Genomic DNA, 17939 nt, shown 5'->3' with positions numbered 1-17939 from the left:
AAATCTGCAGGCACTGAGTCAGTTGCGGGTGGGCCTGAAAGTAACCTTCGAGGGCCGGGAAGGCCCGGTGCTGGGGATCGTCACCAAGATCAACCGCAAGAGTGTGATTGTTCTGGCCGAGGACGGCACCAAACAGTACAAGGTCTCGCCGGAGTTATTAAGGCCTCTGCGTGACGTGAAGTAGGTCAACTACGTCGTGGAATGAACGCTTACAGAGCGAGAGCAACGAGCGAGAGAGGCACCCGCGAAGGCGGCGAGTAGCCGCCTGGGTCAAGCCGCCGTGAATGATCACACCTCGATGCCAAGATCGGCACTCCTGGCGGAGTGCTTCGCGGGTGCGCTTCGCTTACGCCGCGCTACGTGAACTACTTACCCTTTCAACACGCCAGATAACAGCGTGGTGGCACTTTCAATCAGCTCGTCGAGATGTTGCGGGCCTTTGAAGCTTTCCGCGTACACTTTGTAGAGCGATTCCGTGCCGCTGGGACGTGCGGCGAACCAGCCGTTTTCGGTTGTGACTTTTAAACCACCAATGGCGGCTTGGTTACCCGGCGCTTTGACCAACACGGCGGTGATGGGGTCGCCTGCCAAGGTGGTGTCGGTGATGCTATCGGCGGTGAGGTTTTTGAACGCGGCTTTCTCTTCTGCGCTGCAGGCGGTATCGACCCGTTTATAGAACGGTTCGCCAAAGCGTTCGGTGAGGGTTTGGTAATACTCGCTGGGCGTTTTGCCGGTAACGGCCATCATCTCAGCGGCTAGCAAGCACAGCGCGATGCCGTCTTTATCGGTAGACCACGCCTCGCCTGCTTGGGTGAGTAAGCTCGCGCCAGCGCTCTCCTCGCCGCCGAAGGCGAGCCAGCCTTCGTGCAGGCCATCCACGAACCACTTAAAACCGACCGGCACTTCGAACAGCCCACGGTTGTGCGAGGCCACTACGCGGTCGATCATCGAAGAAGAGACCAGCGTTTTACCGATTTTCAGTGAATCGCTCCACTGCGGGCGATGGCTGATCAGGTAATCCACACACACCGCGAGGAAGTGGTTCGGGTTCATTAGCCCATTGGCATCCACAATGCCGTGGCGGTCGGCATCCGGGTCGTTGCCAAAAGCGATATCGAAGCGGTCTTTGATCTTGAGCAGGTTCGCCATGGCATTCGCGCTGGAGCAATCCATGCGGATCTTGCCGTCGTGATCAGGCGGCATAAAGCTGAAGCTGGCATCAATAGTGGTGTTCACTACTTCCAAGTTCAGGCCGAAATGCTCACCAACCGCCTGCCACACGGGCAGCGCCGTGCCGCCCATGGGGTCTGCGCCCAGCGTTAAGTTAGCTTTTTGAATCGCCGCCATATCCACCACGCTACCCAACTGCGCTACATAATGTGCGGTGTAGTCATACTCCTGGGCGTGAGCTAGCGCCTCTTCCAACGATACCAACGTAATGTCACTTAACTGACGCAGCAGGTACGCATTGGCACGCAGCTCGATCCACTGCGTCGCTTCGGTATCGGCAGGGCCACCGTGATAAGGGTTGTACTTGATACCGCCATCTTCCGGCGGGTTATGGCTAGGCGTAATAATCAAGCCATCTGCTTTGGCGGCAGGCATGGCGTGGCGCTGCTGCGCGTTGTGCTGCAAGATTGCGTGGCTAACCAAAGGTGTGGCCGTGTAGCCATGGCCCTTTTCTACCATGACCGGCACTTTATTCGCCGCCAGCACCCGCAACGCACACTCCCAGGCAGGGCGAGACAGCGCATGGGTATCCACGCCTAAAAACAGCGGGCCTTGGTAGTCCTCCTTTTGGCGGTAATCCACCACCGCCTGGGTGATGGCGATAATGTGCGCTTCGTTAAACGTGCGCTCGGTGGCACGGCCACGGTGGCCAGAGGTGCCAAAGGCTACCCGCTCGCTAGCAATGCTGGCATCCGGTGTTTCATTAAAAAATGCCGTTACGATGGCTTCCATTTCCTTCTCCCTTGCTAGATATCATTTCTATCTCGCACGGTGTTTACGCAACGATGATAGTAATAAACAAAATGATAAGGCTAACACAGCACTAATACGCACATGTTGTATCACACCTCAACGCCACAGAGGTTAAGCATCTGCAATCACTAAAAAGCCAGCCGAAAGGCTGGCTGGCTTGACATACGAACGGCCGGATTACGCCAACGACGCAGCGATTTTCTCCGCGCAAGAGGTCGCCTGCTCGGCATCCACTGCCTCAACCATCACACGAATCAGCGGCTCGGTGCCAGATTTACGCAACAGCACACGGCCACTATCGCCAAGCTCCGTTTCTACGTTGGCGACTGCCGCTTTCACCTGCTCGCTTTCTAGCGGGTCGATGCCTTCTACGGCAGTGTAGCGAACGTTGATCAACGTTTGCGGTAGCTTGTGCATGCCCTGCTTTGCCACAAACAGCGTTGCCTCTTGCTGCAATAAGCAGGTGAGTACGCGCAGTGAGGCAATGATGGCATCGCCTGTAGAGGCATGGTCTAGGCTCAGTAAGTGGCCAGACCCCTCGCCGCCCAAGCGCCAACCGATGGCCTTGAGTTGCTCCATCACATAGCGGTCGCCTACTTTGGCACGCTTAAAGGGCACATCCATCGCTGCCAGCGCTTGCTCCAGGCCCAGGTTGCTCATTTGCGTGCCCACGACGCCGCCTTCGTAGCCTGATGCCTTCGCATCCTTGGCCAGCAAGAAGAGCAGCTCATCACCATCTACCACCACGCCCGTATGATCTACCATCATCAAACGATCGGCATCGCCATCCAGGGCAATCCCCATATCGGCCCCATGCTCAATGACGGCAGCTTGCAAGCTTTGCATGGCCGTGGCACCACAACCTGCATTGATATTCACGCCATTGGGCTGGTCATGAATACTGACCACAGTAGCGCCCAGTTCACGATAAACGGCAGGTGCCACCTTGTAAGCAGCTCCGTTGGCGCAATCCACCACGACCTTCAGCCCGCTCAAACTGAGGCTGCTGGGCAAGGTAGCCTTGCAATATTCGATATAGCGCCCCGCGGCATCATCGACACGGCGTGCCTTGCCCAACTGATCAGAGCTGACACACGTCATGCCGCCTTCAATGGCCACATGAAGCAACCGCTCGATTTCCTGCTCTTGAGCATCCGTAAGCTTAAACCCACCCTGGCCAAAGATCTTGATGCCATTATCATGAAACGGGTTATGCGAGGCGCTGATCACCACCCCGGCATCCGCACGAAAGGTAGAGGTCAGATATGCCACTGCAGGCGTCGGTAACGGCCCTACCAGAGCAATGTTGACACCCGCTGCGGAAAAACCCGCCTCCAGCGCCGACTCCAGCATGTAGCCACTGGCACGAGTATCTTTCCCGATAATGACTTCTTTGACACCTTCGGCACCCAATACCTGCCCTGCGGCCCAACCCAGTTTCATGGCAAAGTCAGGGGTCATCGGAAACTCACCTACCAGGCCACGCACACCATCGGTGCCAAAATACTTTCGCATGTTACCCAACCATCAAATGTCATTATGTTGATCGCCTGCAAGCGTGTCTCAGCTCAGCAGAGTTCGAATATCCGACGTTGGCACTTGTATCGCTTCGGGGGCCGCAAACGAACGCCCTTCACTCACCGGTGCCAAACACAAAGGCTGAGAATATCGCAGCCGTTGAATGTGCCATCGGCTCCAGCTTTCCCAGTATTCCAAACGCGCAGGTGAAACCGCGTTTGCCAAATGCCCGGTGTCTTTCGCCGTCATCAAGGAATCATCACGGTGAGCACCGAAGGCCAACGGCTCGACCAAACGACGAACCGCATGCTTACCAAAAAACAGCTTCATCCGCGCCAGGAACTCACTATCTGCGCCTGTGCGCACCAGATCCCAGCTCCCCATGCGCTCGATGACTTCGCGCCGAAACAGAGGTGAAGACGGATTCAAACGAGTGAACGGAACCGCTTGTCGCACGAAGTGGACGCCCTCATCACTCAAACGTACCCACTGCGACGTCGTTGCCATGATACGGGAATGCTTGAGCATCGGCGCCAACTGGCGGCTAATCTTCTCTGGATGCGACCAATCATCCGAATCGTGACACGTCACGAATTGCCCATTGGCGCGTTGCAGACCATACGTTTTAGCGACGTAAGTACCCGCGTTTTTGGGCAACTGGTAACACTTCACCCGCGCATCGCGGGCCGCACACGTCAATAAATGCTCGAACGTATTGTCTGGGCTGGCATCATCCACCACGATGATTTCCAAATGACGATGTCGCTGAGCCAGCAGCGAATCAATGGCACGTACCGCTCGCTCACCTGAGCAATACGTCGTCATCAAGACACTTACCAAAGGCTCATGATGCCCCTCATGTAACGCGTCATCTTCTTCTGAGTCCACTACTGCCGTTAGGTTCATGACACCCAACGGTATCTGCTCATCACGTGGACGTACCGCTGATAAACCATGCTGGGCCAAAAAGCGGTTCAAGTGCTCACACTGCTCTAACGCCGAAGCCGCGTAGAGATTGCTGGCAACCAGGCAAGCCTCGGGCGTGGGCGATGCGACCTGGCTTAGATACGTTTCCAGTCGCGCCTGCGCCAAAGAACGATCTCCCAGACGCATGGCCAACGCCACCGGCAAAAAGGAAGATGGCGGCAGCTCGGTGTCACGGCACAGCGACTCTGCCAAGGATGGAGAAAACGCCGCTATCGCCTGGATAAATTCCGCCCCACGCTGTCGCAAACGGCCACTGTTCAATAGCGAGCGAGCCACTTGCTCTGCCTGCTGCGCTTCGCCTAACGCCGTCAGGCAGGCGGCTCGGGCAAATTGCGCGTTGGTTTCAGGGTATTCCGGCAATGCCGCCACGGAACGATACATACCCAACCGATAAAGCGACCACACTCCCGCCGCCGAGTGTTCGAAGCGTGGGCCTCCCTTGGCCAAGGCCAGCGCGTGTTGCCCCAACCATTGGCACAACCGAGCTTCTGCTGCCTTCAATAACTGCATCCTGTCTCCTGCATTGCCACCTGCTCGGCCAGCTCACTGGCGGTCAGGTAATGAAAAATCAAACGTTAGCCCACGCTCTCCCCCTTCAGGGCTCGACCCAGCCTCCAACGCCCCGGCCGTGTTCTCTAGCCGTTTTATCTGGCGCTTCAACTGGTCATTCTCTTCCAGCAGCTGGCTCAGCTTTTCCGCCATTTCTCCCCGCTCAACCGCATAATGTTCCACCAGCGCCTGTAACCGTGCTTCCAACTGAACGATGGTTTCCTGTGCATCTGCCATGGTATCCCCACTCAGGCATTATTTTTTTATCGCTTCCTGCACGTCTATGCGGCAACCCCAATGCCACAGGCGGTTCACTCCTGAACACTCACCTACAAAAAAGGGCCCTAAGGCCCCTGCTTGATCATCTTATCAGAAGCTAACTCTCGCGCCCCAATGGCACCGCCAACGCATTGCTTCGCGGGTGCGCTCCGCTTACCACGCGCTATAGGTGTATGCACTGAACCCGTAGCGCGGCGTAACGAATCTTGCGAGACACGAGCAAATGAGGCACCCGCAGCGGCGGCCCGGCGCGTAGGCGGCGAACAGCCGCCTGGATGAAGCCACCGTGCGCCATTTCACCTCCTCGCTACCACCGGCACTCCTACCGGAGTGCTTCGCGGGTGCGCTCCGCTTACCACGCGCTACAGGTGTATGCACTGAACCTCGTAGCGCGGCGTAACGAATCTTGCGAGGCACGAGCAAATGAGGCACCCGCGTGGGCGGCGCTTAGCCGCCCCGATACAGCCACCCAAACCGCCTCACTCCACCGTCACACTCTTCGCCAAATTACGCGGTTTATCCACGTCGGTGCCTTTCACCAACGCCACATGGTAAGAGAGCAACTGAAGCGCCACCACATGCAACACAGGCGAAAGCAAGCCGTAGTGCTCAGGCATCAACAGTACGTTCACACCGTCAGACGACTTCACCGCGCTGCCACCATCGGCAAATACATAAAGCTGCCCGCCACGGGCACTTACTTCCTGCATGTTGGCTTTCAGCTTTTCCAACATTTCATCATTGGGCGCTACCACCACCACCGGCATTTCCGAATCCACCAGTGCCAACGGGCCATGCTTCAGCTCACCCGCTGGGTAGGCTTCCGCATGAATGTAGGAGATCTCTTTGAGCTTCAGGGCACCTTCCATTGCAATGGGGTAATGCCGCCCACGGCCCAGGAACAACGCATGGTGCTTATGGGCAAAATGCTGCGCCCACTGCTCAATGCTGGGTTCCAACGCCAGTACCCTGTCTACCGCGATAGGCAGGTGGCGCAACTCATCCAGGTAGGCCTTTTCGTCTGCTTCGCTCAACCGCTGTTTCGCCTTGGCCAACAGCAGCGTCAACAGGAACAGCGCACTCAGCTGAGTGGTAAACGCTTTGGTAGAGGCCACACCAATTTCCGGGCCAGCGCGGGTGATAAAGCGCAGCGCGGTTTCACGCACGATGGCAGATTCCGGAACGTTACAGATCGCCAGAGTAAAGATATGCCCCTGCGCCTTTGCATGGTGCAGCGCCGCCAGGGTATCCGCAGTTTCACCCGATTGGGAGATCACCACCACCAACTGCTTCGGGTTAGGCACGCTATGGCGATAGCGGTACTCGCTAGCAATTTCTACGTTGCAGGCAATGCCCGCCACCTGCTCGATCCAGTACTTCGCCGTCATGCCTGCATAGCTAGAGGTACCACACGCCAGTATCAGGACAGACTCCACCTGCTGAAAAATCTCTGCGGCTTCCGCACCAAAAATGCCGGGCTGCAACTGCCCTGCCCCGCTAATCATTTCCAGCGTGTTACTCAGCGCCTGGGGCTGCTCGAAGATTTCCTTCTGCATGTAGTGGTTGTAATCGCCCAACTCGACCGCGTTGGCATTCAAGCTAGACGTGACAATGGCGCGTTCAACCATCTGGCCGATACCATCGACCACTACCACCGCATCGCGGCTCAAACGGGCTACATCGCCGTTTTCCAGGTACATCATGCGCTTGGTAACAGAGAGCAGCGCAGAGGCATCAGATGCGGCATAGTAGCCATCTTCTGCAACACCCAGCATCAGCGGGGAGCCTTCCCGGGCAACCACCAAACAATCCGGCTCTTCCTCACTAATGACGGCTAACGCAAACGCCCCCTTCAGGTGGGCAACAGCACACTGCACGGCAGAAAATAGATTTTCGGCGGGTTCGCCTATTTGGCCTTTAAAACAGGCTTGAATCAGGTGGGCAATGGTTTCTGTGTCGGTATCCGAGCTGAACACATACCCCAGGCCTTGAAGCTGCTCACGGAGAGACTCGTAGTTTTCGATGATCCCGTTATGCACCACCGCCAAGCCAGAGGAGATGTGAGGGTGAGCATTGCGCTCGGCGGGAACGCCATGAGTAGCCCAGCGTGTGTGAGCGATACCCACATGCCCGTTAATACCCGCTTCCGCCACTTTGCTGGCTAGCTCCGCCACACGCCCTTTGGCACGGGCGCGCTGCAACCCATTATTGAGTACCGCCAAGCCTGCCGAATCGTAGCCGCGATACTCCAGGGTGGATAACCCTGCGAGTAGAAAATCGGTGCTTTCCTTTGCGCTAATCGCGCCAACAATGCCGCACATAATATATCCAGTTATTAATTACAAAGCGTAAGAAGTTATTCAGGCAGCGAAAAATCCAGACCAAGCTTTTTTTCAAGGCTTACAGTCTTATCCGCATGGTGTTCATCACCCCCCAACATCATCGGAAGCAAGAAGCCCGAGCAAATTTTTGAGGCGAAAATTTTCTTGTTGCAGGCGAGAAATTTTTCCTGCCAACTCAGACCTTTCTTTCGCGTGCTGCTCCGAGAGCTCTAATAGCTGCTTACGATAAGACTCATCATCCAACGGAGTATCAGACATATTAGCAAACCCCATATTTTTCTAAGAATCGCATAGAGGAACTATTTAGCATTTGGTTAGAAACATCCTCGTAGACATTATTGGATGAACAATATTTTTCAAAAGAAGTGATATTATCACTTACTTTGACATCAACGCCAAATAACCCAAGATCTTTTAGGGATGAAGAAATCAAACCAAAAGTAAAACCATTATGAGCAGCTTCACTTGACGTCAAATGACAATCTTTTAGTGGAAGAAAGCCAGTCTTAGACTTCACCTTATTCATCATAATACTATCTAAAGACTTATTTGCAGAAACCCCACCCCAAAGATCAAACTCCATATACTCCAAAAGTGCACGATGTAAAAATCTACCTAAACCTATCGTTTCGCCTAAACGATGTGGTTGAGATTGAGATTCACCAGAGTAACCGTACCCTTTCCAATAGATGGTTTTCTTATGATAATAATCGTGCAAATAACAGTCTTGAAACCCTGCAAAGAGTACGCCTTTATCAATGAGAGAGCAGTAATGCTGAAACGTAGCAGAGCAAATAAAGTCATCTGAACCAAGGACAATTAAAGCATCGAAATCCAGAGCTTTACAGTAATCTAAGCCCGCTTGCCATTTTTGAGATAAGGGGTCATTAGGGTGCTCAATATAAATAGCCCCACCAGCTTCACAAATGCTTCGTGAAACCGACTTTTCAGAGCCAACGGCTACTATCTGAACAGACACCTGATCATCTAGCGTAGAAAACAATTCTTGGTAGTAATTCAAGAAAAGGCGTGTTAAATCGTGCCTTTTCCATACACATGTCAAAATTACAATTTTTTTGTTTCTTCTTTTTGGAAATCGAAAATTTGAAAAAAACAACTTGTCATCTTTCAATGACTGGTGATCTGAAAATCGCATCACATGAGAATTGATGATACTGATGGCATGCCATACATGCGCAGTTTTCTTATTCATAGCACTGTGTATACGCATAAAGTTTGCGACACACAAAACAAGAAAATCAAAATCGAATGAAAACTTAGGGTTCTTCAAAATAAGTTTTGCGAGAACAACAATCAAAAGCGCATCACCTGGATTACTCCTGAGGCCACGAGCAATTAGATCATAGCAAAGAGAGAACTGATCATCACGTAAAGCTTTATCACACTGATGAGCCAAGCGAAAATTATCAATCATTTAAAAACCTTCAAACTAGGCTTTAACACCATGAGCAAGAAAAATAGAAGAATAACCTTTTAAAACAACCTTCTCTACGGCTAGATCTGTAAAGAGATCGCCAAATCGATGCTTTACATCTTCAACATCAAGGTAAAAACGAACATGACCAAATGAATCGAAATTTGGAACAGAAAAAATGATACTAGAGCCAGTAGGAAAACTGCTTAGCAGCTCAATATCCTGCTCAATATGCTCAAGCACTTCTAAAAGCAGAAAAACGTCATTTTTATTTTCCTGAACAATCTCAGAGTCGAAAGCATTTCCAACTAAAAACTTAGCATTGGGTACTCTTTCAGAAGCTTTCTGTATAGAGATTTTACTATAGTCAAAACCAAAATAATCTACTGCGGGTATATGTTTAATTATATATTCTGCAAACTGCCCTGGCCCACAACCCACATCTACGATGGATTGAAATTCATAAGTTTTAAAGAGCTCACAAATTTTATCCCATACAGGAACATAAATAGAATCAGCAGATGCTGAAGCATATTTTTCGGAATGCTCATAAACAGCATCATAAAACCTATGAGATACCTCATAGCTGTATCCGTTGTTCGCTTGATGCTCAAGCTCTACTAACATGGCAGAAGCGGTAAGCGGAACTTTTTTATTTAAAGATTCACTTATGACTATTGCATGGCGCAACATACTATAAGCAGTATTGATATAACCTTGTTTTCTAAGAATATCAGAAGCAAAAACCGAAAACCCTAGTTCTTGGGAATAAACAGTATCAATACTAATGATATGCCAAATATAATTTTCTGCTATTTCAAAACTTTTCACATCCCTATAGAAAGCAGCTAGGACATGAAGGAGTTTACTATTAAACACTCCTAAAGATACAGAATTCTCCAACAGCTCAATTGCTCTCTGGATTTTGTTTTGATTTCTTAATGACTGCGCCTTCGCAATTAGGTAAGAAATCGGCTTAGCCTGTAATCTAAGAAGTTCTCCATACACTAGTTCTTCTTTAAAGTATGCCTCATCAGAGGCATACTCTTTAGCAAGTTTCTCTAAACAAGAAATTCGGTCATTAGCACCATCACATATATTCTTATTATCCATGACCAAACACCTTATAGTGAAACTAACAATGCACCCACAACTGATTCCACCTCATCTTTACTTAAATAAGGATGCATAGGCAAGCTCATTACTTTTTTGGCCACCTCATTACCTACAGGGAGGTGAGCCTCCAAATTCTGCACAGCAGGCTGTAAATTTAAGGGGATCGGATAATGAACAGCAGTTGGGATATTTTTTTCTTGCAATAGTTTCTGGACAGAATCTCTATTGTCTACACGAATAGTGTACTGAGCCCATGCTGATGAATTCTCATCACGCACGCATGGGATAGTATTGATACCATTCTCAGAAAGTAATGAAGAGTATAATTTAGCGGCTTGGTCGCGCTGCTTTAACTCTTCATCGAAAATTTCTAATTTAGGCAACAAAATAGCCGCTTGCAAAGTATCCAGCCTGCTATTAACACCCACTCTTATATGATGATAGCGCTTATCCTGCCCATGGCGAGCAATCTGACGCATAACTGTTGCCAGCTCTTCATCATTTGTAAAAATTGCTCCGCCATCTCCATAGCAACCTAATGGCTTGCTTGGAAAAAAGCTGGTACATGCGATGGTGCTTAAGTTACACGACCTAGTACCTTTATAGGTAGCGCCAAAGCTTTGTGCAGCATCTTCAATAACAGGGATATTATATTTTGATGCAATAAGATTTATCTCATCAAAATCTGCACATTGACCGAACAATGAAACAGGTATGATTGCTTTTGTTTTAGGTGTAATAGCTTCTTCTAGCTTTTTTACATCTAAATTATAGGTATCACGATCAATATCAACATAAACAGGTTTGGCCCCTAGTAGAGCTACTGTTTCGGCAGTAGCAATATAGGTAAACCCTGGAGTGATCACCTCATCACCTGGGCCTATCCCAAGGGCCATTTGGGCAATTTGGAGAGCATCCGTACCGTTAGCACAGGTAATACAATATTTTGCTCCAGTAAACTTCGCTAATTTTTCTTCTAGCTCAATTACTTCCGGACCAAGTATATAATTACCGTGTGACAGAACTTTTTGGATATTGGAATCAATTTTATCTTTAATGATGGCCTGCTGAGCAGCTAAATCAATAAATTGCATGATTAAACATCCACCTTCGATAATTTACTGTCACTAAGCTGATAGACATGTCCTGTATATTGGCACTTAACTTCAGCATGACCATTTAAAGGTAAATCTAACTGCTCTCCATATTCACTCATCCAACCAATCTGGCGTGCGGGAACCCCCACCATGAGTGCATAATCGGGCACATCCTTATTTATAACCGCGCCGGCTCCAATAAAAGCATATTGCCCAATTGTTACTCCACAAACAATTGTACAATTCGCTCCAAGAGTAGCCCCCTTCTTAACCAATGTATCTCTATACTCATCCTTACGCTCAATCAATGAGCGCGGATTATAAACGTTAGTAAACACCATGCTGGGACCGCAGAACACTCCCTCCTCAAGGTGAACGTTATCGTATACCGATACATTATTCTGTATCTTACACTTATCACCAATGGTAACTTTGTTACCAACAAACACATTTTGCCCTAGTGATACTTGTTGACCAATTTTTGCACCAGAACATACATGCACAAAGTGCCATACTCTTGATCCGTCACCAATTTGGGCACCGTCATCAACAATGGCAGATTCATGAACTTGATAGCTCATATTATTCCTTGATCAGTTTACTAAGGAATGGATGCCCTTCACCTTCTGCAGGCTCTTCAAACTTTGCAGTTCGTATTTGATTTACGGTTTCTACGCAATGGCGAGCATCTTCAATTCCATAACCACGACCCGCAAGAATTTCCTGATAACTGATGGTATGTAAATCAGTAAAACCAGCAGAAAACTCTATTTGCTCACCTTCACAACTAATATTTCTAAATGTAGTTTGCTTTCCTTGCACCTCAGAGGGCAAGTCATTGGAATCAATAGAGAGAAACCAAGGCACCCTTGCCTTCTCATACTCTAAATAGCCCGAAGCCTTATATTCATTGGCATAATGCAGTACGTTTTTCTCAAGCTTGCCAAAAACGAAATGCAACATATCAAAGAAATGCACACCAATATTAGTTGCAACACCGAAGGATTTTCGTGGATCGCCCTTCCAGCTTTCCATGTACCATTTACCACGGGATGTAATATAAGTGAGATCTACGAGATACTTATCTTCGCGGTTTTCACTTGCTACTTTTTCTTTTAATTTAATAATAGACTCATGGTGGCGCAATTGAAGAATATTGAAGACACGTTTACCTGTCTCTTTCTCAACAAGTGCTAACTCGTCTAATAGATCAGGAGAAGGCACCAATGGCTTCTCACAAATAACATCACACCCCATTCTTAAAGCGGCAGCAATGTGGGCATGGTGTAAGTAATTAGGGGAGCAAATAGAAACATAATCAAGTGCAGTTTTCGGATCACGTTTCAAAGTATAAGCATGCTCTTGGAAGCGCTCAAACTCAGTAAAGAACTCACTATCTGGTGAAATACTATCAATGATACCAACAGAATCATTGATATCGTAGCCAACACTCAAGTTATGGCCAAGCTCTTTGATAGCTTTCATATGACGAGGAGCAATATAACCGGAAGCTCCAATTAATCCAAAATTCTTCATCAATTATCTCCTTCTTACAAACGTAGATCTGATTCATTTTTAGATAAAACATGCTTCACATCATATAGAACATGTTTTTCTTTACCAAAGGAGCGAATTTTTTCAGCTCCCCATTCTTTAAAATCAGAGTGATCTACAGCCAAAACCACAGCATCGTAGGCACCTTCAAGCAAATCGCTTTCTAGCTTAATACCATATTCAGCTTCTACTTCTTCTGGCTCAGCCCACGGATCATAGACATCAACGTGCATATTGAAGCTCTCAAGCTCTTTGATCATATCAATGATCTTAGTGTTACGGACGTCTGGGCAATCACCTTTAAACGTAAAACCTAGTACTAAAACGCGAGCTTCATCAATATGAATTTTCTTACGGCTAACTGCTTTAACTAACTGTGTAGCCGTGTATTGTCCCATTCCATCATTGATACGTCTGCCAGCAAGGATCACCTCTGGCTGATAACCAACTTCTTTAGCTTTGTAAGTGAGGTAATAAGGATCAACACTTATACAGTGCCCACCGACCAAACCAGGTTTGAAAGGTAGGAAGTTCCATTTAGTACCTGCTGCCTCTAACACTTCCTGACTATCAATTCCAAGAATGTTGAAGATTTTAGCAAATTCGTTGATTATGGCGATATTCAAATCTCGCTGCGTATTTTCAATTACCTTAGCAGCTTCAGCGACCTTAATAGAGCTAGCGCAATGGGTACCAGCAGTGATGATTGATGCATAAAGATCATCTACAAACTTAGCTATCTCGGGTGTCGAGCCAGAAGTGATTTTTCTAATTTTTGTCAGCGTATTAATTTTATCGCCTGGGTTAATTCGTTCAGGACTGTAACCCGCATAAAAATCCTGATTAAATTTTAACCCCGAACCCTTTTCGATAACGGGTATGCATACTTCTTCTGTGGCACCAGGATAAACTGTAGACTCATAAATCACTATGTCACCTGTTTTTATAACAGTAGCTAACATAGCCGAGGCCTTGCGCAGAGGGTTTAAATCCGGCGCATTATTTTCATCAATGGGTGTTGGGACAGTGACGATGTATACATTACAGTCTTCTATGTCTTTGACATCATAGCTGTATACTAGGTTTGTTGCGGTTGCGAGATCAGTCTCTGAGACCTCAAGTGTGAAGTCGTGACCTTTCTTTAATTCGTCAACACGCTTTCTATTGATGTCAAAGCCTATGACATTCTGTTTTTTACCAAATTCAACAGCTAAGGGGAGGCCAACGTAGCCGAGCCCAATTACAGCAATATTAGGTTTAACATTCATTTTTCAATTCGCCTTTATTTAAAACTGAAGCATCTAAGACAAAAATCATTAAATTTAAAATGATCAAATTTAATAAAACATGCTTCTAGACACCTGCTCCAATTTTAGTCTCAAAATAACTCTGTAGCAATACATCTTCATCACGATAAATCTCTGAGTTATGTAGCTTTCTTTGTTTATATATTGTCATAGCATCAGCTTCTTTCATCGCATTGGTTTCTTGTATCCAGCCACTTGAATGTTTCAGCGTAATAATTTTTATGGCTTGTTTCCTTGCACTTATCCCGACGAAAACATCTGCCATATTAGGCAAATAAAAGTCATCATAGCTAAGCTTGAAGATACTTGTATGAAAGCACATCACACCGGTACCCCCAAAGTGCACAGGAGTACTAATTAAGCTCTCGTCCAAACATCTAACGTTAACGCATATATCTTTAAAGTAGTTTTTAGAGTTAGGCTTAAATAATTTACCATGAGAAGTAATAATAGCTTTCCCATTATAGCTTTTTAAAAGCTCAATATTTTTCTCCACATAATCATGAGGGTAAACTAGATCATCATCTATAGAGAAATAATATGCATCATGATAATTACTGACAAAATAGAATTTTCCGGCGTCGCCTTTATCCAGACCTGTATCCAAAGAGCTGACATAATTTATTTTAGATCTGGGGTCATCAAGCAAATTTAGATTTTTATAGCCATTCTGATAAATATTGATAATGTCAGCTTGATCATATATAGACTTAATAGTTTCTTTTAAACTATCTACCCTGCTCTCTATAGATGCAACACAAAAAACAATTTTACTTTTACCGGCATTGAACTTCTCAAGCTGCAACCTAAAATCTATTACTTTTTGTGATAGGTGATATTTTGCTGCAATACTTTCCACTAAACCAGTTTTGAATTTTTTCTCGCTAGCGCTTAAGGCAGAAGTTCCTTTCTGAGCACTGTGCCTTCTATAGTAGTAAACAAAAGCATCTACATAACTAAATTTGTACCCGCTTACTAGAAGCTTAAAATAAAAATCGTATTCTTCCGCATAAGGGAGTTTTTCATCATAGCCACCAACATGTAAAAAACTTTGTTTTTTAAATAAAATAGTACCGCCATGTATTCTATTCTTCACACACTGTTCATAAGTAGTTATGTTTTTGACCGGTGGTATATAATTACGTATATCTTTTTCAGAATAAAATTCATAAGCATTAGCAAATACTAGTGCAGCATCATCGCGTACTGCACAATCATGTAAATATTGAATTGAGCCTTCTGGCAAAAAGTCATCATAAGCAAGTATTTTTATGTACTTACCACTGCATGCAATAACCCCGTCATTAATATTTTTGGAGCAAGATGTATTGTTAATAACCTTTTGAGACAGTGAAAACTTTATGCCATATTTGTCAGCATATGACTCAAGATCTTTATTAGAGTCACTCGCCAGTACAACTTCATATTCTCCATTAAATTTTTGTTTTAATGCAGAATCGATACATTGATCTAATAGAGGGGATTCTTTATGAGCAACAATCAATATACTTACATCAACACTCTTATCCTTAGATTCAATATAACTATCCTTTCGCTCTATATAAGTTTCAGTGGAATGGTTAACACTTAGATTACTTGTTCCGAATGTTCGAGTTAAGATTTCATCTTTCTCTTTCTTAACGACCTTCTCCGAAACACTAACTATAGCATCTGTACTAGTTACGTTCACTTCAGTCTTAACATCAATCCCGGAAAGTTTCTTATCTTTAAAACTAGTGCCAACTTGCCCTAATTTAAAACCATTTACTGCTGGCAAATGGTCAATATATTTCTCATCCACTGGCAGTATTACATACTCATTTAGCAACTTCTTGAACACATAGTTATCTAGGGAAGAATTGATTTTAATATCATCCCATAAAGAAAATTTTAATATTTCAAGTAATTCTCGTGAGATTAGTCGGCCCATACCTACTGTTTCGCCATTTCTATGTGGCATTTTACTTTTATGATGATTATACCCAGGCCAGTGATATAACTCTTTGCTGCTATCTATATAAAAATATGCATCATAAAAACCGTAAAACAAACAGCCAAATTTCAACTTATCTGAATAATTGATAAACGTGTTTTTACAAAGAAAATCATCAGAACCTACAATTAACAACCCATCATATTCTAGTTCAGCACTCTTCAGCACTCCTGCCTGCCATTTTTGGCTTAAGGGCTTGTTTTCATATTCTAAATAATGAAAACCGCACGACTCTACTTTATCTTTATAATCATCTTCCTTAGAGCCTACCACTAACAAATCAATAGAGACCTTATCCTCTAATTCTTTTTTTAAATTTTTATAGTAGTCTAGAAAAAACAAGGTTAAAGCTGGCCTACTCCAAACACATGTTAATACAAGTATTTTTTGCTTAGCGAAATTTTTTTTGCTAGCAATTTTATTTTGCAACGGATGTTTGCCTGCATTGACATATGAATCCATTACTTTTTTATTTAATACTGAGAAATAATCATTTACAAGCTGTATATTATTTTCATTTTTCTTGAATTTCTTTAGAAAAATCTCTTTTCTTTTATTATATTCCTCATGATATTTCAAATTAAAAGATTTTTCAAAAACGTTCACAATACCTTTTATTGAAGCCAAGGATAAAGGATTCACATTCAAAGACTTCACATAAAAAGCAAATGCTCCTTTATAATCTCCTGCATCATAAAGTTCTTTTGCCTTTCTTTCATGAACTAGATAACTAGTGGCAGCCATGGCGCTTTCTCTCTTAGATAAAAATTAAAATTCTTAATTTGGACAGCAGATAGGTTGTAAACTCAAAGAAAATATTATTATTTTTTATTTAATCTTGTTATATGTTGCCCTAAAGCATTAATCGACTGCTGCATAAATGTTCTTTGCTCACAAAATAGAGCATCCATTTTACTTTCAATATCTCGCAGCTGAATATTTGAAACATTTAAATCCTCCATTTTTTTATGCAAGTCATCCATGTCTTTTTTCAAATCACTTATAACTTCTGATTTGTTTTTATTTTCCTTATTGCTTTTTACCACTTCTGAAGCCAATGATGATATTTCATTGTTTAGCCTTACTTTTTCCGCCTCTAAATATTTTGTTTTATTTTGAATATCTTTTACACAAAGCCATAATTCAACACCCGAATGACGCTCTGGTTCGGTTTTTATAACCTTGTAACCAAACTCGGTTAGGCGTTCCAAATAACTTAATCGATCAGATTTAAAAGAAGCGTCGTCAATAGCGACTACCCTTATCAATAGAACATTAATGGAATCATTTATAGCTTCTTTTAAGATATCCGGAGTACTAAAAAAATCTACAAACAGCCAGTTGTCTTTTTGAGTATCTTCTGTAAAAATACTTAATTCTTCTAGCAGAGTTGGCTTACAAGTATATTTTTTAGAGATAGATATATTAGACCACAAGCATTGCAAAGCATCAGGCCTTATCAATCCATTTTCATTTGAAATGTTACTTATATAGAATTCATTTTCACCAGACCCATTATCAATTACCAAGTTCAAAAATTCCCAACCCGGTGGTTGCTCTTTCCAGGTATCAGTTAGCCTTTTATAAGCTCTACTTTCACCCTCTATAAGAATTAAATTTTTAATTTTATTAGAATGGGCCCAATGTAAGTAACTCCCATTGCCACTTCCTGCTCCTGCTACTAAAATCTTTGTAGGAGGCATGATTGCAACAAGCACTGTAAGCCAATCTATTAGTGACATATCTTTGTTATTGATCAACGTTGTATCCTTTCTTGTA

Annotated in this window: 15 protein-coding genes; 1 reads left to right on the top strand and 14 read right to left on the bottom strand. The window is 45.2% G+C overall.

What is annotated here, in order from left to right; translation table 11 throughout:
* On the top strand, positions 1-184 hold a 184-nt coding region (locus tag L1249_RS15195), incomplete at its 5' end, for a hypothetical protein (RefSeq protein WP_235253714.1).
* Between the two features lie 185 nt (positions 185-369).
* On the opposite strand, the gene pgm is transcribed toward L1249_RS15195, so the two are convergent.
* The 14 genes from pgm to L1249_RS15125 form a co-directional block, all read right to left on the bottom strand.
* Positions 370-1962: a phosphoglucomutase (alpha-D-glucose-1,6-bisphosphate-dependent) gene (pgm, locus tag L1249_RS15190; protein ID WP_235253713.1), complete on the bottom strand. Its 1593-nt coding sequence runs from the start codon at positions 1960-1962 to the stop codon at positions 370-372.
* Between the two features lie 198 nt (positions 1963-2160).
* Positions 2161-3498, bottom strand: a complete 1338-nt coding sequence (glmM, locus tag L1249_RS15185; protein ID WP_235253711.1) for a phosphoglucosamine mutase — start codon at positions 3496-3498, stop codon at positions 2161-2163.
* A gap of 48 nt (positions 3499-3546) precedes the next feature.
* Positions 3547-4998, bottom strand: coding sequence for a glycosyltransferase family 2 protein (locus L1249_RS15180; RefSeq protein WP_235253709.1), 1452 nt, complete (start codon positions 4996-4998; stop codon positions 3547-3549).
* Between the two features lie 33 nt (positions 4999-5031).
* The gene (locus L1249_RS15175; RefSeq protein ID WP_193461110.1) at positions 5032-5274 is read right to left on the bottom strand and encodes a hypothetical protein; all 243 of its coding nucleotides are present in this window, start codon (positions 5272-5274) and stop codon (positions 5032-5034) included.
* Positions 5275-5795: 521 nt separating this feature from the next.
* Complete coding sequence (gene glmS, locus L1249_RS15170; RefSeq protein WP_235253708.1) at positions 5796-7637, bottom strand: glutamine--fructose-6-phosphate transaminase (isomerizing); 1842 nt, start codon at positions 7635-7637, stop codon at positions 5796-5798.
* A 105-nt stretch (positions 7638-7742) separates the two neighbouring features.
* Complete coding sequence (locus L1249_RS15165) at positions 7743-7916, bottom strand: hypothetical protein (protein WP_235253707.1); 174 nt, start codon at positions 7914-7916, stop codon at positions 7743-7745.
* 1 nt (position 7917) lies between these two features.
* Positions 7918-9093: a hypothetical protein gene (locus L1249_RS15160; protein WP_235253706.1), complete on the bottom strand. Its 1176-nt coding sequence runs from the start codon at positions 9091-9093 to the stop codon at positions 7918-7920.
* 15 nt (positions 9094-9108) lie between these two features.
* Positions 9109-10206: a methyltransferase domain-containing protein gene (locus L1249_RS15155; protein WP_235253704.1), complete on the bottom strand. Its 1098-nt coding sequence runs from the start codon at positions 10204-10206 to the stop codon at positions 9109-9111.
* A gap of 11 nt (positions 10207-10217) precedes the next feature.
* Positions 10218-11303 (bottom strand): DegT/DnrJ/EryC1/StrS family aminotransferase, encoded by a 1086-nt coding sequence (locus L1249_RS15150; protein WP_268825209.1) that lies wholly within the window; start codon positions 11301-11303, stop codon positions 10218-10220.
* 2 nt (positions 11304-11305) lie between these two features.
* Positions 11306-11887, bottom strand: coding sequence for an acyltransferase (gene wbpD / locus L1249_RS15145; RefSeq protein ID WP_235253702.1), 582 nt, complete (start codon positions 11885-11887; stop codon positions 11306-11308).
* 1 nt (position 11888) lies between these two features.
* Positions 11889-12842, bottom strand: coding sequence for a Gfo/Idh/MocA family oxidoreductase (locus tag L1249_RS15140; protein ID WP_235253700.1), 954 nt, complete (start codon positions 12840-12842; stop codon positions 11889-11891).
* 14 nt (positions 12843-12856) lie between these two features.
* Complete coding sequence (tviB, locus tag L1249_RS15135) at positions 12857-14128, bottom strand: Vi polysaccharide biosynthesis UDP-N-acetylglucosamine C-6 dehydrogenase TviB (protein WP_235253698.1); 1272 nt, start codon at positions 14126-14128, stop codon at positions 12857-12859.
* An 85-nt stretch (positions 14129-14213) separates the two neighbouring features.
* Positions 14214-16904 carry a glycosyltransferase family 2 protein gene (locus L1249_RS15130; protein WP_235253697.1) on the bottom strand — a complete coding sequence of 897 codons (2691 nt, stop codon included), beginning with the start codon at positions 16902-16904 and terminating at the stop codon, positions 14214-14216.
* A gap of 77 nt (positions 16905-16981) precedes the next feature.
* On the bottom strand, positions 16982-17920 hold the full coding sequence (locus L1249_RS15125; protein WP_235253696.1) for a coiled-coil domain-containing protein 30: 939 nt from the start codon (positions 17918-17920) through the stop codon (positions 16982-16984).
* Positions 17921-17939: the final 19 nt, after the last annotated feature.

Source organism: Halomonas sp. Cn5-12 (genome assembly GCF_021532545.1).
Taxonomy (GTDB): Bacteria; Pseudomonadota; Gammaproteobacteria; order Pseudomonadales; family Halomonadaceae; genus Vreelandella; species Vreelandella aquamarina.
Note: the sequence above shows the minus strand (reverse complement) of the source record. Positions and strands in the feature narration are given on the sequence as shown.